Below are 18,442 nucleotides of genomic sequence, written 5' to 3'. Positions count from 1 at the left end.
CTCCTTTATGGAGTGAGGGCGAGCAGATGCGCCCGGAAACCTTCACCGAAGGTCCGCGTGGGCGTGCCGTTGTAGTCCTCGATGAGCACGTTGCCCTGGCCACAGCCCCACGGGTTCCACGTCCAGGCGGTGTAGCCGAGGCCGCGCCCGTCGAGCCAGGTCGTCACCTGGTCGATGTAGTCGTGTGCGCACGTGTTCTGGCCGATCTCACCGGCGTGCACCGGCACCTGCGCGGCGACCGCACCGACCTGACTGTCCCAACAGGACACGGTAATGCAGGCGTTGAAGTTGTAGGAATGCCACGACGCCATCAGGTTGCCGGTCGGGTCGGCCGGGCGATAGGCCAGCCACTGGCTGAGGTCGTTGGTCCAGGTGAGCCCGGCAGTCATGATCACGTTCGTGGCACCGGTCGCGCGGACGGCGTCCACCAGGTCCTGCATGCCCGCCACCTCGAAGGTGATGCCGGTGCAGGTACCACCGTCACGCAGGCAACGCCATGCGGCGGCCATGTCCGACCAGTTGTTGGCCGCGTCCGGGTAGGGCTCGTTGAACAGGTCGAAGACGACCGCGTTGTTGCCCTTGAACGCGTTGGCGACCTGGGTCCAGAACGCCGGCGTGTACTGCATGCTCGGCATCGGCTTCTGACAGGTCGCGTTGACGTCCGAGCAGGCCGAGACGTTGCCGGTGTAGACGCCGTGCGTCCAGTGCAGGTCGAGGATCGGGTTGATGCCGTTGGCCACGAGCAGGTTCACGTAGTCCTTGACGGCCTGCTGGTAGGTGCTGCCGCTGGGCGAACCGGACAGGCCGAGCCAGCAGTCCTCGTTCAGCGGAATCCGCACCGCACGGATGCGCCAGGCCTTCATCGCGTTGACCGACGCCTGATCCACCGGGCCGCTGTCCCACATTCCCTTGCCCTGAACGCAGGCGAACTCGCCACTGGCCCGGTTCACGCCCAGCATCCGGTATGCGGCCCCACTCGCCGTGAGCAGTTTGTTCCCGGACACCTTCAGTGCCGGTGCGGACGAACCTGGCGGCGGGGGTTCGGTCGGGGGAGGAGTGCCGGTGCAGGCGGCGCCGTTGACCGCGAAGTCCGTCGGTTTGGCGTTGCTGCCGCTGTAGGAGAAGTTCCCGCCGGGGCTGACGCTGCCGTTCGCGGGGATGGTGGCGTTCCAGGTGGTGCCGGCGACCGTGATCTGCTTGCCGGACTGGGCCCAGACGCCGTTCCAGCCCTGCTGCAGAGTCTGGTTGCCGGAGTAGGAGTAGGTCAGTTTCCAGCCGGTGACCGCGGACCCGCTGAGGTTGCTGATGGTGACGGTGGCGTTGAACCCGTTGCTCCACTCCGTCGTGGCGTAGTCGACCTTGCACGCGAACGCGGCGGCCACAGCGCTGTCCGCAGACACCGCCGATGCCGGCAAAACCGTGCCTGCCATGGACAACGCGGCGCCCAACGCGACAAGCGCTCTTCCCGCCATCGGCACTCCCTTGTGCACCAAGTCTGTAGGCGCCGTCTGGGAGCGCTCCCAGACGGCAATTGACACACTCCTGTCCGGACCCCTCAATTGTCAACCAGTCAACAGGGGAACGGACATAGTTCACCCGACTGACCTAACAACACTGCGCCGTTCAGGCCCGCTTGGCGATTGATTAATTACCCGCGGTGGCGAATCGGAATGCTGATTACAGAGGGTGACTATCAGCTCTGGGAACGCTCCCAGTGTTGCCCGGCTTGGAGTTCTGCCGAAGAGGGCGATGTGCCAGGGGTTCCCTGTCTGCCCGGTCGCGCATGGTTGGTGATGAAGCGACCGTTCCGGGAGCGGGGCATCCGGCAACGCGGCTAATGGGCAATGCGTCCCGCCGATACATGTGCACAAAGCTTGTCTGCTTGACGGATCGGAGGCGATCTCATTATGGCGCCTGAGTTTGTCCAGGAGGAGAAGGACTTTCTCCACTCGTTTCTTGTTCTGCGCCGATGGATCGGGATCATCGGTATGGCACTGCCTGTTTTCCTTGTCGTGGCCACCAAGGTCAGAGGGCGGGGCCTGCTGGATTCGGTCAGCGGGTACTACTACAGCGACCTGCGGAACGTCTTCGTCGGCAGTATGTGTGCCATCGGCGTTTTCCTGATCTTCTACAAAGGGGTCGGAAAGGCCGACGACAGGTTGAGCACTGTCGCCGGGGCGATGGCTGTCCTGGTGGCGCTGTGCCCGACCTGGCCTCCGGGTAAGCACGCGATGACGCGCTGGGAAGAGTTCATCGGTTGGGCCCACATTGTGTCTGCGGTGGCATTTTTCTTGATCCTGGCGGTGTTCTGTTTCCTGTTCACCAAACGTGAGCGGGTGCCCCTCCCGGATCCTCAGCGCAAGCGTGTGCGCAACAGAATCTATGTCGGATGCGGCTGCCTTATCCTGCTGTGCCTGTTGCTCATTCTGATCTTCTTTGTTTCTGACGGCGAGTGGAACCTCTGGTGGCATCCGATCCTGTGGTTCGAAGCCTTCGCGATTTTCGCGTTCGGTGTTTCCTGGCTGATCAAAGGAGGGACATTGGTGCCGGACCGGCGATGAGCGTCAGTGTGATTCGCGGCTTACCTTCCAGCCGCTGGAGCCGATGAGGAAGTCGAGGTCGGCACCGGTGTCGGCCTGCTGGACGTGGTCGATGTAGAGGCGTTCCCAGCCGCGCCGGGGATTGGCGAAACCTGTGACTGTGGCGTCGTTCGGGGTCCGCCGTGCCCAGTCCTCTTCGGACACTTCGACGTCGATGCGGCGGGCGGCGACGTCGAGGACGACCATGTCGCCGGTTCGGACGAGGGCGAGTGGGCCGTTCGCGGCCGCCTCAGGAGTGACGTGCAGGATGACTGTGCCGTAGGCGGTCCCGCTCATCCTGCCGTCGCAGACGCGCACCATGTCGCGGATTCCTTGCTCCAGCAGCTTTTTCGGCAGCGGCATGTTGGAGACCTCGGGCATGCCGGGATAGCCCTTGGGGCCACAGCCGCGCAGGACCAGCACCGAGTCCGCGGTGACCGCCAGGTCCGGGTCGTCGATCCGGGCGTGGAAGTCCTCGATGCTGTCGAACACCACGGCCGGTCCACGATGCTGGAGCAGGTGAGGCGAGGCCGCCGCGGGCTTGATCAGGGCGCCGCCGGGAGCGAGATTGCCGCGCAGCACAGCGATGCCGCCCTCGGCGACCAGGGGCGCCGAGCGGGTGCGGATGACCTCGGGGTCCCAGATCGGGGCGTCCGAGAGGTAGTCCACGAGCGGCGTTCCGGTGACGGTCAGCGCGGTGGGGTCCAGCAGGTCCTGGACTTCCCGCAGTACGGCAAGCAGGCCACCGGCGCGGTGGAAGTCCTCCATCAGGAACCGGCCGGCCGGTTGCAGATCCACCAGTACGGGAACGTGCGAGCCGATTCGGTCGAAGTCGTCGATGGTCAACTCGACGCCCAGCCGTCCGGCGATCGCCAGCAGGTGGACCACCGCGTTGGTGGACCCGCCGATCGCCGCGAGGGCGACGATCGCGTTGTGGAAGGAGGCCTTGGTCAGAAACGTGCTCGGCCTGCGGTCGGCGGCGAGCATGTCCACGACCAGACGCCCGGAGCCGTGCGCGGCTTCCAACAGTCGGCTGTCGGGGGCCGGAGTTCCGGCGACACCCGGAACGACTGTGCCGAGAGCCTCGGCGACGAGTGCCATCGTCGACGCGGTGCCCATGGTGTTGCAGTGGCCACGGCTACGGATCATCGCCGATTCGGATCGCGAGAACTGTTCCTGGGAGAGCGTGCCCGCGCGGACCTCTTCGGACAGTCGCCACACGTCCGTGCCGCAGCCCAGCGGCGCGCCACGGAAGGTGCCGGTGAGCATCGGGCCGCCGGGCACGACCACGGCGGGCAGGTCGACGGACGCGGCGGCCATGAGCAGTGCGGGAATGGTCTTGTCACAGCCACCGAGCAGAACCACGGCGTCGATCGGGTTGGCCCGCAGCATTTCCTCGCACGCCATCGCGGCCATGTTGCGCCACAGCATGGCGGTGGGCCGTACGTTCGTCTCGCCCAGCGACACCACAGGCAGTTCCAAGGGGATGCCGCCGGCTTCGTAGATGCCGTTCTTCACCGATGCGGCGACCTCGGTGAGGTGGGCGTTGCACGGTGTGAAATCCGAGGCGGTGTTGGCGATCGCGATCTGCGGACGGCCGGTGAACGCATCGCCTGGCACACCGCGGCGCATCCATGCCCGATGGATGTACGCGTTGCGGTGTTCGCCTGCGTACCAGTGCGCGCTCCGGAGCTCCATTGCCGACCGCCTTCCCATATTCGGTACGGATCATCACGTACGCTACCGAGATGATCCGCGAAGCGACAGCGCCGGTCGCCGGCAGTCCGAAGTCGACAGTCGGGAAACCGCGGCCATGAGGGCATTCGTACTCACCGGACCCCGCGAATACGCCGTGCGGGAGGTCCCCGCGCCGGTGGCCATGCCGGGCGAGGCGGTGATCGACGTCGAACGGGTCGGTGTCTGCGGCACCGACGTCGAGTTCTTCACCGGCGAGATGGCCTACCTCCATCAAGGGCACTCCTCGTACCCGTTGCGCCTGGGCCACGAGTGGGCCGGTGTCGTGTCGGCGGTGGGGGACGGGGCCGACCCGGCGTGGATCGGCCGGCGGGTCATGGGGGACACCATGATCGGCGACGGCACGTGCCGTCGCTGCCGCCGTGGGAACCAGCACGTATGCGAGAAGCGGCAGGAAGTCGGCATCCGCGACGGCCGCCCAGGCGCGTTGGCCGAACAACTCGCCGTGCCGGTCTCCGCTCTGCATGTCCTGCCTGACTCCGTCGACTCGGTGCTCGGCGCGTTGGTGGAGCCAGGTGGCAACGCCCTGCGCGCGGCGCAGGCCGCGAACGCGGGCCCAGGAGACCGCGTGCTGGTGCTCGGCCCAGGCACGATCGGTCTGCTCGTGGCGATGTTCGTCCGTGCGGCCGGAGCCGAGGTCCACCTGCTGGGTGTCACGCCGGACTCGTTGGCCTTCGCCAGGTCCCTGGGATTCGACCACACCTGGACCGAGCGGGACCTGCCGGAACTGCCGTTCGACGCGGTGATCGACGCCTCCAACGCCGCCCACCTGCCCGCGCTCGCCCTCGACGCCGTCCAGCCTTCCGGCCGTCTTGTCTACATTGGACTTTCCGGTAGTCCGAGCACTATTGATACACGGACGTTGGTGTTGAAGGACGTCACCGCCATCGGCGTGCTTTCGGCCTCTCCAGGGCTGGCCGCGACCATCGAGGCGTACGCCAAGCGGGTGATCGACCCGCGACCGCTGGTCGGCGGCACGGTCGGGCTCGACCAGGTCGGCGCCGTGCTCTCCGGCGAGCGCCCGCCAGGCACCGGTCCCGGGCCCAAAATCCACGTCGTCACGTCCGTCTTTGATGCAACCGGTCACAAAAATGGAGCCAAACCCGGGGAGACAGTCGACGCTGTGAGCTGACGGCGATCATCTGCTGGAAAGGATCCCTGCATGAGCCGACCGGTCGAGGAGAATGCAGCAGCGGTCATCGACACAGGTCGTTACCCGCTCTCGGATCCGGGCAGCGCGGCATGGCTGGAGGCAGTCGAGCACGCCAGACGGGAACTCGACCGCGTGGGCTGCTGTGTGCTGCCTGACTTCATCCGGCCTGACCTGCGCGACACGCTGCGGCAGGAATGCGCGGGCGTCGCTCCGCAGGCCCATGACCAGGTCGAAGTCGTGAACGCCTACAACATCGCGACCGACACGCCGTTGCCCGACGGTCATCCGGGACGCGTGACGATGGAGCGCGGCAACGCGTTCGTGTCCCGCGACCACATCCCCGCGCATTTCGTCATTCACCAGCTCTACACGAGCAGGGCATTCCAGCATTTCGTCGCGGACTGTTTCCAGCTGCCGGCCGTGCACGAGCTCGCCGATCCGCTGTCGGGCCTGTGCCTCAACGTCATCGCGCCCGGCCGGGCGCATCCGTGGCATTTCGACACGAACGAGTACACGGTCAGCATGCTCACACAGGAATCCTCGGACGGCGGCGTTTTCGAGTACTGCCCGAACATCCGGTCGGCGCAGGCGGAGAACTTCGGCGACGTCGCGGGCGTCCTGGCTGGAACACGGCCGGATCTGGTGCACCGGCTGACGCTGAATCCCGGCGATCTGCAGCTGTTCAAAGGCCGGTACTCGATGCACCGGGTGACCCAGGTGGCCGGTGAGGTCGCCCGGCACACGGCGATCTTCGCCTACAGTGAACATCCTGGGGTGATCGGCAGTGTCGAGCGCACCAGGCAGCTTTTCGGCCGGGTGCTGCCCGAGCATGTGGCTGCCGAGGCCCGCGCGGTGCGGGGCGACCAGCTGCTCGACTGACCGGCCTTCCCGATCCAGAGGAGAACGGCGCGTGCCATTCGACGCAACCGGAAAAGCCTCGCTCGACCACATCTACACCGAGCCGGATCCCCGCGCGTACTTCACCACGCTGCGCGACCTCGAGTACGGCATCCCGCAACTTGCCAAGCCGTACTTCGCCGACCAGATCCGCAGGCACCGGCAGGTACAACCCGGCCGTACGCCCAGGATTCTGGACCTCGGCTGCTCGTACGGCGTCAACGCGGCGCTGCTGAACGGCGACGCCACCATGGACGAGCTGTACCAGCGATACGCCGACCCGGCTGTACAGGTCATGAGCCGGGACGAACTGATGGCCCGTGACCGCAAACGTTTCGCAGATCGCCGGGCGCGTGCCCGGATCGTGGGCCTGGACAGCTCTCAGCCCGCATTGGACTACGCGCTCGGGGCCGGTCTGCTCGACGACGCGGTCTGCGCCGACCTGGAGACCAACGAGCTCACGCAGTCGCAGCGCGCCCTGCTGGCCGGTACCGACCTGGTCATCTCCACCGGCTGTATCGGCTACGTCGGCGCCAGCACGATCGCCAGGATCGCCACGGCCGACGGCGATCATCGGCCGTGGATGGCTCATTTCGTGCTGCGCATGGTGCCGTTCGACCCGATCGAGGACAGCCTGCGTGAGCTGGGCTACGACATCGAACACGTGGACCGGCTGTTCCGGCAGCGCCGGTTCGTCTCCAGCGAGGAGCAGGACCAGGTCGTGGACTCGCTGCGATCGGCCGGCATCGATCCGGGCGGGCTGGAGGACACCGGCTGGTTCTATGCCCAACTGCATCTGTGCCGGCCGCGAGCGGTAGGAAGTAGCGTCGATCTGACCCCGGCCACAGACCGTGTGGCGGGCCACCATCGAGGACAGGGATGATCGTGAACGACACCAGCGCCTGGTCCACCCGTACGTTCGGCAACGAGGACCTGCTGCCGCGCGTGCCGCTGCCGACGCTGGAGGACAGCTGCGCGCTGTTGCTGGAGTGGTGTGCGCCGCTGCTCACCGCGGACGAGTTGACCAAGACCGAGGCAGCGGTGACCGAGTTCCTGGCGGAGGACAGCCCTGCCCGCGTCCTGCACGCCGATCTGGTGCGTTACAACGCGAGCCCGGGTGTACGCAGCTGGCTGGACGACTTCTGGCGCACGAGGTACCTGGGCCGCCGGGACCGAATCGCGCTCAACGCCAACTTCTTCTTCCTGTTCCAGGACTCCGAGTCGGGCGGCCAGGTGGACCGGGCGGCCGGCCTGATCGCGTCGGCGCTGTCGTACAAAGTGGCGCTGGACTCCGAGCAGGTTCCGCCGGTATTGCTGCGCGGTCAGCCCCAGTCGATGGAACAGCACAAATATCTGTTCTCCACCACCAGAATCCCCGGCACGCACCAGGACACAGCGCGGGTGCCCTCCGATGAAGGGGCACAGGCCAGGCACATTGTGGTGTTCCACCGCGGCCGGATGTTCCGGATGGACGTGCTCGGCGAGGACGGCCAGCCGCACACGCTTGAGGAACTCGCGGACGGCCTGCGCACGGTACTCAGCACCGAGGAACCGCAGCAGTTCCCCGCCGGTCACCTGACCACCAAAGCCAGGGCCGAGTGGGCGGCCAGCCGGGAAGCCCTGCTCGCCGTGGACCCGGCCAACGCTGACGCGCTGGACACCGTCGAGTCCGCGCTCTTCTGTCTGTCTCTTGAGGACTCGTCACCGGCTGACAAGCTGGCCGCGTGCGACGCCCTGTTGCACGGCGACAGTGCCAACCGGTGGTTCGACAAGGCGGTGTCGCTTGTCGTCTTCGCCGACGGGCAGGCCGGTATCAACGTGGAGCACTGCTTGCTCGACGGCACAACGATTCTGGCGTTCGTCGACACCCTGCTGGGTACGCAGGCCGCACCCGGTGGGTTGGCCCAGGGGACACCCAAGGTCGAGCCTGTGCGATTCGTCGCGGACGACGCGCTGCAAGCCGACGCAAGGGCTGCGGGCCAAGCGTTTGCGGACTACGCCGCCGCCACGGCGACCACCGAATTGTCCTTCGAGGACACCGGTACGAGCATGATCAAGAAGCTGGGCATGTCGCCCGACGCCTTCGTCCAGTCCGCGTACCAACTCGCGCATCTGCGTAGCAAGGGGCTGACCGGAGCCACCTACGAGTCGATCGCCACCCGGCGGTACCAGAACGGCCGCACCGAGGCGATGCGTGTCGTGACACCGGAAATGGTCCGATTCGTGACCGTCATGCAAGATCCCGACGCCGACGCGGCCACCCGGCGGGAAGCGTTGCGTGCCGCGGGTGCCAAGCACGTGGCCCGCGCCAAGCAGTGCCAGGCCGGCCAGGCGCCCGAGCAGCACCTGTGGGAACTGCAGATGATCCAACGTCGGCGCGGAGCCGAACTGGGCGCCACACAGCCGCTTGCGCTGTACGACTCACCAGGCTGGCTGATCATGCGCGACGACTACCTCAGCACAAGCTCGGCCCCGTCGCACTCGATCCAGTACTTCGGGTTCGGATCGACCAGCAGCCGCTGTATCGGCGTGGCCTACGTGCTGCTGCCCGACCGCCTCAACATCTACCTGAGCACGCCGCAAGCCGTGTCCGAGCAGATGTACGCGTTCGCGGACGCTCTGCGTGACGCCCTCGACGAGCTGGCTGATCTCCTGGCGAACTGAGAACCTTTTGGCCTCCCGCACCCGTCGATAGGGCAGAGGGGCTGAAGGGAGCGGAAATTGCATGCGGACCTCGAACGTGAGTACGTCGAGTACGTACAGGCCCGGCTGACCGACCTGCGTCGTGCCGCGTACCGGCTGTGCGGGGACCCGCACAGCGGGGACGACCTGGTCCAGCAGGCGATCACCAAGTTGTACGTGAACTGGCGGCGCGCTCGCGTGGTCGCCAACATGGACGCCTACGTTCACCGGATCCTGGTCAACGTCTTCCTGGACGAGCGCCGGTTGCGCTGGTCGAGGGTCTCGTTGTTCTCCTCGGCGCCGGAGGTGGCCGGGCCCGTCGACTCACAGGCCGACGACCGGGCCACCCTCCGGGCGGCGCTCGGCCACCTGCCTCGACGGCTGCGTGCGGTGCTGGTGCTGCGCTTCCTGCTCGACTTCTCCATTGAGGACACCGCACGCGCGCTTGGCTGCAGCAGCGGCACTGTCAAGAGCCAGACCTCCCGTGGCCTGGCCGAGATGCGGCGGTTGCTGCCCGCCCAGCTGAAGGAGGCCTGACCATGGAACGACTGATCGAGTCGCTGCGGGACGACGACCCGTTGCCGCCATCCACTGTGGACATCTGGCAGGCGGTCCGTGCCGGACGGAGGCGTATCCGGGCCCGGTGGGCAGGGGTGGGCACGGTTGTGCTGGTGGTGCTCGCCGTCGTGATCCCTGTCCTCTCACAGACGGCCACCGGCGGCATGCCGTTGGAGCCGGCCAACAGGCCCGCGTCCGCGCCGGGCTTCGACCCGTTGCGCAAGGTCATCTCGGTCGGCGAAGTACCGGGTACGACTCCGTACTCGTACGGAACCGCCAAGTACTGGCAGCAGTACACCCTGACCATCGGCACGAGTGGAGCCGCGCAGGCGATCGTGTACGCACCAGGATGGCCGGCGACGTATCTGTCGGGCAGCGTTGTGCAACCGGAGACCGGCACCCAGGCCGAGCCCGTCGCCGGGCGGCAGGCCTACTGGCTCAACCGCACTCTGGACAGCGACACGGGTGCCATGCTCGCTTGGGAGTGGACTGACGGTGCCTGGGCATTCGTCCAGCCCCAAGGCCCTGAGGAAACCCAGCCGGACAAGGAGATGATGCACCGGATCGCGTCGGCCGTACGGGTCGATGGCGGCACGCAGTTGGCCATGCCGTTCACGGTTCCTGTGCCCGCAGGTCATCATCTGGTGGGCACCACGACCATGACCCGTCCGCACAACGACCCGTACGTCAGGACCGGGCTGCTCTTCGACACCGAGGATCTCGGCGATCCAGGCCGGTTTGCGACCACCCAGCGCGGTTTCAACGTGGCTGTCGAGAACGGCTGGAAAATGGGGCAGAAGGCCGGGACGAACGAACAAGTGGACGGTCACGAAGCCAGGGTCGTCGACGGCCAGGTGCAGATCTTCGACGTGGCCGACGGTTTCGCGATCGACGTCCAGGGCGCGGCGGACAAGGAAACGCTGCGCGCCGTCGCCCGGTCAGTCCAGCTGTCCAAGACGCCGAGCGACTGGTCGACCTGGGTCACTCAGCCGCTACGGTGAAAATCTCAGCCGCCCTTGCCCAGCCGGTCGTTGATCCGGCGGGCAAGGTCGGCTGTGATCCCATTGGCGGGCACCGGATGCCCCAGTGCGGTCGCGAGCGTGTCGAGATGAGTGTCGACAGTGGCTTCCATCAACGTGGTGAGGGCCTCGGTGGCCGACCGCGTCCGGCGCCAGCCCACCAGGGCCGCGCCGAATCCGGCTATCGCCGCCGGGTACCACCAGAATCCGAGAACCATGTACAGCACGCCCCAGCCGACAAGCGTGACGGCCGACCTGAACCGGGATTCGGCCGCCTGCACGGGCGTGCGGACGGATTCCGGGACCAGCAGCCACAACCGCGGCCACACCAGGCCAAGCTGGAGGCCGTGATACTGGGCGGTGATCCGGGAATTCAGCAGCCGGAAGCGGTCGCCGATCCAGGTCGGCTGCCGGGGCCGGTACACCGACACCGGATTCACCTTCGCCTTGGCGCCGGCGCGGTCGAACAGCTTGCCCCGCAAGGCAACCACAGGTCGTGCCACCCACTTCGCCGGTCCACGCCACGGATTGACCCACACCGCCTCAACCAGCCGCCCGACCGCCTGAGCAGCCATGGCCGCCGCACCGGCGCCGAGCAACAGGCCGATGGCCGTCGCCGCGATCGGCAGACGTGACGCTTCGCGGACGCCCCAGTTGGTCAGTGGCACGAAGTCGAACGCGTCCCGATGACCCAGCTGAACCGCGCACACCACTGCCACGACGAACAACGCCCCTGGCAGTACGAGAGTCGTAACCCACCGCTCGGCAAGCTTGCCGCCCAGCGACGACAGGAACGGGTTCACGGTCCGGCGTCCGTCGGTTGCATCGGCTCGTTGTCGAACAGGGCACACACCGGCGGGTGGCCCTTGTCGTCCCGTTGGTCCATCCGCGCACACAACCTGCGCGGGCAGCCGTAGTTGCCGCGTCCGGTCAGCGGCGGGCGCGAACCGCGCGGCCTGGGGTACACATGCCCGGAACCGGGGTCGGCGTCCCTGGTGGGCGACTCTTCCGGCTCCTCGTCGAGCTGGTCGAACTGCCTGCACGCGTCCAACGCAGAACCACCTTCACGGACCCGGACGACAGCCCTTTCGAGCCGATCGGTCCACCGCCCGGCCATGGCCTCCTTGCGCAGCTCCGGCAAACGGGTGCACCACAGGATGAGTGCATCTCCCTCGTCGAATCCGGCCACCACACGCCTCCCCCTATGTCACGCTGAACCGTAGTGGATGTCACGCAAGGGAGACGCTATGCAACGCGCGTTTCTTCCTCGCCGTCGCACAGCGCTCGCTACGGTGGTCACGTTTCGCATTGGTGAGTCGCGCAGAAGATAGGCCGTTCGGCCGGTACTGTATTCCGATGGGAATGTGAAGCCTGAATCCAGGCCCGACACGGTCAGCGGTACACCACCCATGTCGGGCTGCGGTGCTAAAAGAAGACGCTGAACCAAGAGAAGCCTGGCGAGGTGATCGAGTGAAGGTCACCCGGATCGCGTATTCGAAGGACCTCGATCCGGGCAAGTACGACCAGCTCACCGAGCAGGCTCGCAGGCTAGGTCGTGTTCGCAGCGAGGTGTGGCAACGCTATGGCTCAGTCAACGGCGCTGGACTGTCCGATCGAAAGATCCGCGACGCCTGGATGGCTGAGAGCACCGCCGCCCGGTTCGGGGTATTGGCCAACGCGTGGAAAGAGACCGTGCGGGACGCTCGCGGATATCTCCGCGAACCGGGCTGCGGCCAAGGCACAGGTTCGCAAGGTGGTCAATCGCCGAGTCTTCGACACGGCTGGGCGCAGGCGCCTGTTCGCCGCGTTGAAGACCGACACCTGGGTTGAGGATCCGTTGCTGTCTCGACAGATGCGCAAGCACTGGAAACGCGGCCGCAACCGCACCCATAACCAGATCGTGGTCCGCTCGGACCAGTACCGCACCTTCACCCTCACCGAGCGTGGCACTAGCTGGCTGGCCGTTCCCGGCCTGGAGCGGCGCCAGACTGCCGATCCCGGACTCCAGCCCACGTTGCGGGCGGAGAGCGAAATATCCGAACGATCAACACTGATCAACAAGTAGGAAGCAGGAGCGACATCGCACTTGTCGATCGCATCCGTCATGTCCTTCAGACCGGTGATGGCAGCGCGGTGCTGGAGATCGAGGCGCTGGTGGAAGCCGCTCGCATGGTTCTGCCAGCCATCGGCACGGACATCGCTCCGGACGTCCTGCGTGAAGTCGCGTGGCTGCACTGGTTGCGGCATTGTGCCTTGCTGCCGGAGAGTGACGGGACCGATATCCAGATCTGCCTGGACTTGTTCAGCCCGCTTGCCGTGTCCTCGCCAGCTGAGGTGCCGCCGCCGGTACTGAGCTGGCTTGAGCAGAATCCCGGTCCACGGTTGACGCTCGCCGACATGGGGGCGTTCTACGCGACGGTGATCACCAACGCGGCTCTGGCGCTCGGCGATTCCACCCTGACTGACCTGGGGATCTCCGCCTGCCGGGCGGCGGCCGCAAGCCGGGACGACGCCGATCGTCCGTCGCACCTGTTCAACCTGATGATCCTGTTGCATCAGCGGTACGAACTGACGGCCGCCGAGGCTGATCTGAATGAGGCCGTCGAGGCGGGCCTCGTCGCGTCCGGTTACTCCGATCACCCGATCGCCGAGGTAGCGCGGTTCCGGCTCGGCTTGGCCCGGCTTGCCCGGTTCGAGCTGCGCGGGCAGGAGCCTGACCTGAGCGAGGGCACGATCCTGGTGCGCGCGGCCTTGGCGTCGACGCCGCCGCAGTCCCCGGACCGCGTCATCTGCCTGTCCCAGCTGGCCGTCGCCTTGCAGATGCAGTGCAGTCTCGGCGGCGAGCTCTCGGTGGTCGAGGAGTACGCCGAGGTGACAAGCGAGTTCCTGGCTCTCTGCGCCGAGGACGACCCGATTCACGCCAACGCGCTGATCCTTCGCTGCAACGCCTTGCGGGTCAGATTCCTCCAGGTCACCGACACCGCCGATATCGCCGAGAGCATCCGGTGCGGCCGGGCGGCGGTGGTGGCGTGTCCACCCGACCACGAGCTTCGCGTCGGCGCGCTGCTCAACTTGGCGGGCTCGCTGCATGTCCGCTATGGCTATACCAGGGCATTCGTCTCAGAAGACCTCGCCGACCCGGCCGACTTGACCGAAGCGATCGAACTGGCCCGGGAGGCCGACGCGGCAGTCCCGGCAGGTCATCCTCTGCGGTGGGAGGTCGACACCACGCTGGCGGCCGTGCTGCGGGTCAGGAGCCCGGATCGGGCCGGGGCAGTTCAGGCAGCGAGGGCGACCTTGACGGGACTGCCTGCCGACAGTCCACATCGGGGCAACGCGTTGCTGGCGCTCGGCGACGCGTTGCGCGTCTGGTACAAGGAAACCGGTGCCGCGGACACCATCCGGGAGTCCGTGGCTGTCCTGCGGGCGGCGAAGGCGGCTGGTGCGACCGGTCAACTGGGCTCGATACCCGCGCTGATGACCTTGTCGATGGCGCTCCACGAGATGATCAAGGTGGACCGGGCGGCCGGCAGTGACCTCGGCGAAGACCTTGATGAGGCCATCGAGGTCGCCCGGCTGGTCGCCGGTGGTCTCGCCGACCCGGAAATACGTGGCCAGCAGCTCTGGCAGCTGTCGGAACTGCTGCAGTGGCGCTTTCAGCGTGCCGGGAATGCCGCGGACCTCGACGAGCGGATCGAAGTGATCCGGGCGGTCGTGCCGCTCGCACCGAATGCCACCGCGCTGACCCGGTGTCTGTCCATGCTCGCGGCATTGCTGGGCAACCGGTACTCACGCGCCCGGAATCCGGCCGACATCGACGAGTCCGCGAACACCTGGTGCCGTGTGGTCGAAACCCTGCCCGCGGACAACTCTGAACTGCCTGACATGCAGGCTGAGGCCGCGTTGGCACTACTGCAACGCTTCGAGGTCACCGACGAGCCGGCCGACCAGGAGACAGCCCGTCGGCTGATTCGCGCGGCGCTTGACGCCACGGCGCAGGAGCAGCCCAAGATGATCGGCATTCTGGGCGCGATCGAGAACGCGACCGCGATTCCCGGGCACGACGTCGGGAAACTGGGCGAGGTCATCGAGATGTGCCGCGCGGCGGTAGGGCTGGCCTCCGGCCCGGAGGTGTTCCTGAGCCTCACGTTGGGCAACGCGTTGATGGCCCGCTACGAGAACACCGGGCACCTGGCGGATCTGGAATCGGCCACCGAGACGATGCAGGGGGTACTTCCCCACGTCACAGGTCCTGGCCGCGGCGTGGTCGTGAACAACCTCCTGCTCGCGTGCCGCTACCGGTTCTACCTCGACAGCGATGTCGCCGGGCTGACCGAAGGCATCGGCGACGCCAAGGCCGTGCTGCGGGAACTCACGCCCGGCACCGCCGACGCACTGCTGCTCGCGGCCAATATCGCGGCCCTGCAAAGCGATCGGTACGAGCGGGTCCGTGATCTGCCGGAACTCACCGAGGCCATCGACACCCTGCGGGCGGTGATCAGCCAGGCCGCAGCCGACAGCCGCGCCGTGACGACGTTTCGCCTGTATCTCGGCAACGCTCTGCGGGCCCGTTTCCAGACCATGGCCGAGCCCGCGGATCTGGACGAGGCCGCCACGGTCCTGCGGGCCGGGCTCGCCTCGGCCCCGCGCGGCGACACAGAGCTGGTGTTCGGCCTGATGCTGGGATTCGTGCTGTCGTTGCGCGGGCAGTGGACGCATGATCCGGCCGCTCTCGCCGAATCGGCCGAGTTGCTTCGGGCCGCGCGGGCCGGGCTGTCGCCGGAGCACACCAGGTACGGCACGTCGGGAGTGGTCCTGGCCAGTACGCTCCGGTTGCTGTTCGTCGACTCCGGCGATCTGGCGCTGCTCAACGAGGCGATCGAGATCACCCGTGACGTCATCGCGCGTACTCCGGACGGCCACATCAACACTTCGCCCGCACTGATCATGCTCGGCATCCTGTTGACCCTGCGATTCGAGCGGACCGGCGAAATCGCCGACGTGACCGAGGCGATCGAGGCACTGCGCGGCGCAGTCGCCGCCGCGGGCGCTAACAACGCGGTGCTGGTAGCCGCTTTGCCCGAGCTGGCGAACGCGTTGCGGGCCAGGCAAGGTCGTCTGAACGACCCCGCGGATCTGGATGAGGCGATCGCCGTCGCGCGGCGTGTGACGACTTTGCCGGAGGCGAGTCCGGCCGAACGAGGCGTCAGCATCACCGCGTTGGCCACCGCTCTGCTCACCAGGTCCATGCAGACCGGTGATCTCGACGACCTGAACACCGCCATCGACCTGAGCCGCGCGGCCATGCGCATCCCCAACTGGCACATCGCCGGGGCGGTGAACCTGATGACGCTAGGGCTGGCACTGTGGATCCGGTTCGACCGCAGGGGAATCGTCGAGGACCTGAACGCGGCCATCGACTCGTTGTTCGAGGCTGCTGCGGTCGCGGCCCCCGGGCACACGATGCGGCCCATCATGCTGACCAATCTATGCAACGCGCTGAGAGCCCGTGCCGCCCTGCTCGGCTCGCCGACCGACCTTGACGCCGCGGTGGAAACGGGACGGGCGGCTGTCGCCGCCGCACCGGAGGATCACCCGGCGGTGCCGTTGTGCTTGATGAACCTAGGGATGGCGTTGCTCGTCCGGCACGCGGAGAAGCGTGACGACGCGGACCTGGACGGGGCTGTCGCGGCCGCGAGCGAGGCGGTCGACCGCAGCACGCCGCACAGCCCGAACCGGGCGGAGATCCTGCTGAACCTGGCCGGACTGCTACGCCTGCGGCGTGGTCGCGGCGCGGATGACATCAACCGTGCGGTAGCCCTTGTCCGGGAGGCCATTGCGATCACCGATCCGGGTCATCCGTTGATCCCGCAGTACGTTCTCAACCTTTCGATCACGCTCCGGACCAGGTACTCCCGCGAAGGTGACGACGCGGACGCGGCCGAATCGATCGAACTCGCCCGCCAGGTGATCGACACTTTCGCCGCGGCCGGCGACCCCCGCCTGGCGTTGGCCTGGATGACGTTGGGCCAGTTGCACGAACGCAGGAACGTCGGCGAAGGGTCCGATTTGGACACGGCGTTCGCCGCTTACCGGACTGCGGCCGAACTCCCGGCGGCGGCACCGATGATCCGTGCGGGCGCTGCGAGGACGTGGGCCGAGCTCGCTGTGCGGCGTCGCGACTGGACCGCTGCGACGGAGGCGTTTGGCGTCACTGTCGCGCTGTTGCCGCAAGTGGCCTGGCACGGAGTGGAACGCGACGCACGTGAGCGCAGGCTGACAATATGGGGCGGTTTGGCCACGGAAGCCGCTGCGGCGGCGTTGGCCGCGGGCGATCCCAGCCGTGCGGTGGAGTTGCTCGAACAGGGCCGCTCGGTGCTGTGGTCGCAGGCGTTGCAGACCAGGGACGACCTGTCGCTCCTGCGGGAGCGTGATCTCCCGTTGTACGAACGGCTGCGTGCCGTGGCGACAACACTGGCCGCGATGTCCACACCGGACATACCCGATGTTCCCGCCGCGATGGACCCGTGGAGCAATCGGACACAGCCCGAGCAGTACGACCGGATCAAACTGGCCGGGGACTGGGACCGGCTGCTCGCCGAGGCGCGGGCGTTGCCAGGCCTGGAACACCTGTTGCGAGTCCCGCCATTGACCACTCTGCGCGACGGACTGCCGGACGGTCCCGTTGTCCTGCTCAATCTCGACAGGACCCGGTGTGACGCGTTGATCGTGCGCCGGGATCGCGATGTCGAGCACGTCCCATTGCCGGACCTGTCAAAGAAAGAAGCGGCACAACGCGCGGGGGAGTACCTGAATGCGTTGAAACTACTGGGAAGGCCGGGCGCGCCGGTCGGTGCCAAGCAGATTCTGCACGCGACACTGGAATGGCTGTGGGACACCGTTGCCGATCCCGTGCTGACCCGGCTGGGGTACACCGGTCACGACGACCCGCTGCCACGGCTGTGGTGGTGTCCCACCGGATCGCTGACCCTGCTTCCGTTGCACGCAGCCGGTTACCACGATCCCGCCGACACGCCCGCTGGGCGTACCGTGATCGACCGTGTGGTTTCCTCCTATACGCCGACATTGCGTGCGCTCGCTCGTGCGAATGCGGCACGTGACGCCGAACCCGGAGACGGCCGAGTCCTCGTCGTCAGCATGCCGGAAACGCCTGCCCTTCCGACTGCGTCCCCGCTGCCCGGTGCTCGTGCGGAAGCCGAGTTCTTCGCCCGTACGCTGCCGGAAGCGCACACATTGCGTATCGCTGACAGCGCCACGCACGTCACAGTCACCGCTGACCTACAGACGCACGCGTATGCGCATTTCGCCTGCCATGGCGGGCAGAATCTGCAACAGCCGTCAACCGGCGCGCTCTACTTGCAGGACAAACCGCTGACTGTGCTTGACGTCGCCGAACTGGACCTCTCACACGCCGAACTCGCCTACCTGTCGGCCTGCAGCACCGCTGTCGGCGGCACAGCCTTGCCAGACGAGGCCATCCATCTCGCCGCCGCGCTCCAACTCGCCGGCTACCGGCACGTGATCGCAACCCTGTGGACCATCACCGACCGAACCGCGGCCGAGGTGACCACCACGATGTACACAGGTCTGTTGAGTCCAGCAGGCATACGGCTGGATCGCACCGCACGCCTGCTGCACCGCACCGTCCGCGCCTTGCGCGACTCAGCTCCACGCAACCCGGCCGTCTGGGCGTCATACATCCATTTCGGCCCGTGACCGAGGGCATATCAAGTCCGCGGAAATCAGGTTGCCGTCCACTCGGGAGTCGGTACACTCGC

Annotated in this window: 13 protein-coding genes; 9 read left to right on the top strand and 4 right to left on the bottom strand. The window is 66.9% G+C overall.

Annotation, left to right across the window (positions count from 1 at the left end; all coding sequences use genetic code 11):
- Nucleotides 1-5 precede the first annotated feature (5 nt).
- On the bottom strand, nucleotides 6-1,472 hold the full coding sequence (locus tag JOF56_RS49665; RefSeq protein ID WP_245378741.1) for a cellulase family glycosylhydrolase: 1,467 nt from the start codon (nucleotides 1,470-1,472) through the stop codon (nucleotides 6-8).
- 540 nt (nucleotides 1,473-2,012) lie between these two features.
- On the opposite strand from JOF56_RS49665, the gene JOF56_RS49660 reads away from it, so the two are divergent.
- Nucleotides 2,013-2,561, top strand: a complete 549-nt coding sequence (locus tag JOF56_RS49660) for a DUF998 domain-containing protein (protein WP_307855624.1) — start codon at nucleotides 2,013-2,015, stop codon at nucleotides 2,559-2,561.
- A 3-nt stretch (nucleotides 2,562-2,564) separates the two neighbouring features.
- On the opposite strand, the gene JOF56_RS49655 is transcribed toward JOF56_RS49660, so the two are convergent.
- Nucleotides 2,565-4,277 carry an IlvD/Edd family dehydratase gene (locus JOF56_RS49655; protein ID WP_209646422.1) on the bottom strand — a complete coding sequence of 571 codons (1,713 nt, stop codon included), beginning with the start codon at nucleotides 4,275-4,277 and terminating at the stop codon, nucleotides 2,565-2,567.
- 115 nt (nucleotides 4,278-4,392) lie between these two features.
- Between JOF56_RS49655 and JOF56_RS49650 the strand changes: the two genes are divergently transcribed.
- The 6 genes from JOF56_RS49650 to JOF56_RS49625 are packed head-to-tail and all read left to right on the top strand — an operon-like array spanning nucleotide 4,393 to nucleotide 10,625.
- Nucleotides 4,393-5,466 (top strand): zinc-dependent alcohol dehydrogenase, encoded by a 1,074-nt coding sequence (locus JOF56_RS49650; RefSeq protein ID WP_209646421.1) that lies wholly within the window; start codon nucleotides 4,393-4,395, stop codon nucleotides 5,464-5,466.
- Between the two features lie 30 nt (nucleotides 5,467-5,496).
- Complete coding sequence (locus JOF56_RS49645) at nucleotides 5,497-6,366, top strand: HalD/BesD family halogenase (RefSeq protein ID WP_209646420.1); 870 nt, start codon at nucleotides 5,497-5,499, stop codon at nucleotides 6,364-6,366.
- A gap of 31 nt (nucleotides 6,367-6,397) precedes the next feature.
- Complete coding sequence (locus JOF56_RS49640) at nucleotides 6,398-7,267, top strand: class I SAM-dependent methyltransferase (RefSeq protein ID WP_209646419.1); 870 nt, start codon at nucleotides 6,398-6,400, stop codon at nucleotides 7,265-7,267.
- Entirely contained in the window at nucleotides 7,264-9,048 is a 1,785-nt protein-coding gene (locus JOF56_RS49635; RefSeq protein ID WP_209646418.1) for a choline/carnitine O-acyltransferase, read from the top strand. The genes JOF56_RS49640 and JOF56_RS49635 overlap by 4 nt, the downstream gene beginning before the upstream one ends.
- Before the next feature lie 57 nt (nucleotides 9,049-9,105).
- Nucleotides 9,106-9,603, top strand: coding sequence for a SigE family RNA polymerase sigma factor (locus JOF56_RS49630; RefSeq protein ID WP_209646417.1), 498 nt, complete (start codon nucleotides 9,106-9,108; stop codon nucleotides 9,601-9,603).
- Nucleotides 9,604-9,605: 2 nt separating this feature from the next.
- Nucleotides 9,606-10,625 (top strand): hypothetical protein, encoded by a 1,020-nt coding sequence (locus JOF56_RS49625; protein ID WP_209646416.1) that lies wholly within the window; start codon nucleotides 9,606-9,608, stop codon nucleotides 10,623-10,625.
- A 5-nt stretch (nucleotides 10,626-10,630) separates the two neighbouring features.
- Here JOF56_RS49625 and JOF56_RS49620 read toward each other — a convergent pair whose 3' ends face one another.
- Complete coding sequence (locus tag JOF56_RS49620; protein ID WP_209646415.1) at nucleotides 10,631-11,446, bottom strand: hypothetical protein; 816 nt, start codon at nucleotides 11,444-11,446, stop codon at nucleotides 10,631-10,633.
- Entirely contained in the window at nucleotides 11,443-11,832 is a 390-nt protein-coding gene (locus tag JOF56_RS49615; protein WP_209646414.1) for a hypothetical protein, read from the bottom strand. The genes JOF56_RS49620 and JOF56_RS49615 overlap by 4 nt, the downstream gene beginning before the upstream one ends.
- 564 nt (nucleotides 11,833-12,396) lie before the next feature.
- Here JOF56_RS49615 and JOF56_RS49610 point away from each other — a divergent pair.
- Both JOF56_RS49610 and JOF56_RS49605 read left to right on the top strand, forming a co-directional pair.
- Complete coding sequence (locus tag JOF56_RS49610) at nucleotides 12,397-12,708, top strand: hypothetical protein (RefSeq protein WP_209646413.1); 312 nt, start codon at nucleotides 12,397-12,399, stop codon at nucleotides 12,706-12,708.
- A 68-nt stretch (nucleotides 12,709-12,776) separates the two neighbouring features.
- On the top strand, nucleotides 12,777-18,380 hold the full coding sequence (locus JOF56_RS49605) for a CHAT domain-containing protein (RefSeq protein ID WP_209646412.1): 5,604 nt from the start codon (nucleotides 12,777-12,779) through the stop codon (nucleotides 18,378-18,380).
- Nucleotides 18,381-18,442 lie beyond the last annotated feature (62 nt).

It is taken from the genome of Kibdelosporangium banguiense (assembly GCF_017876405.1).
Classification (GTDB): Bacteria; Actinomycetota; Actinomycetes; order Mycobacteriales; family Pseudonocardiaceae; genus Kibdelosporangium; species Kibdelosporangium banguiense.
Note: the sequence above shows the minus strand (reverse complement) of the source record. Positions and strands in the feature narration are given on the sequence as shown.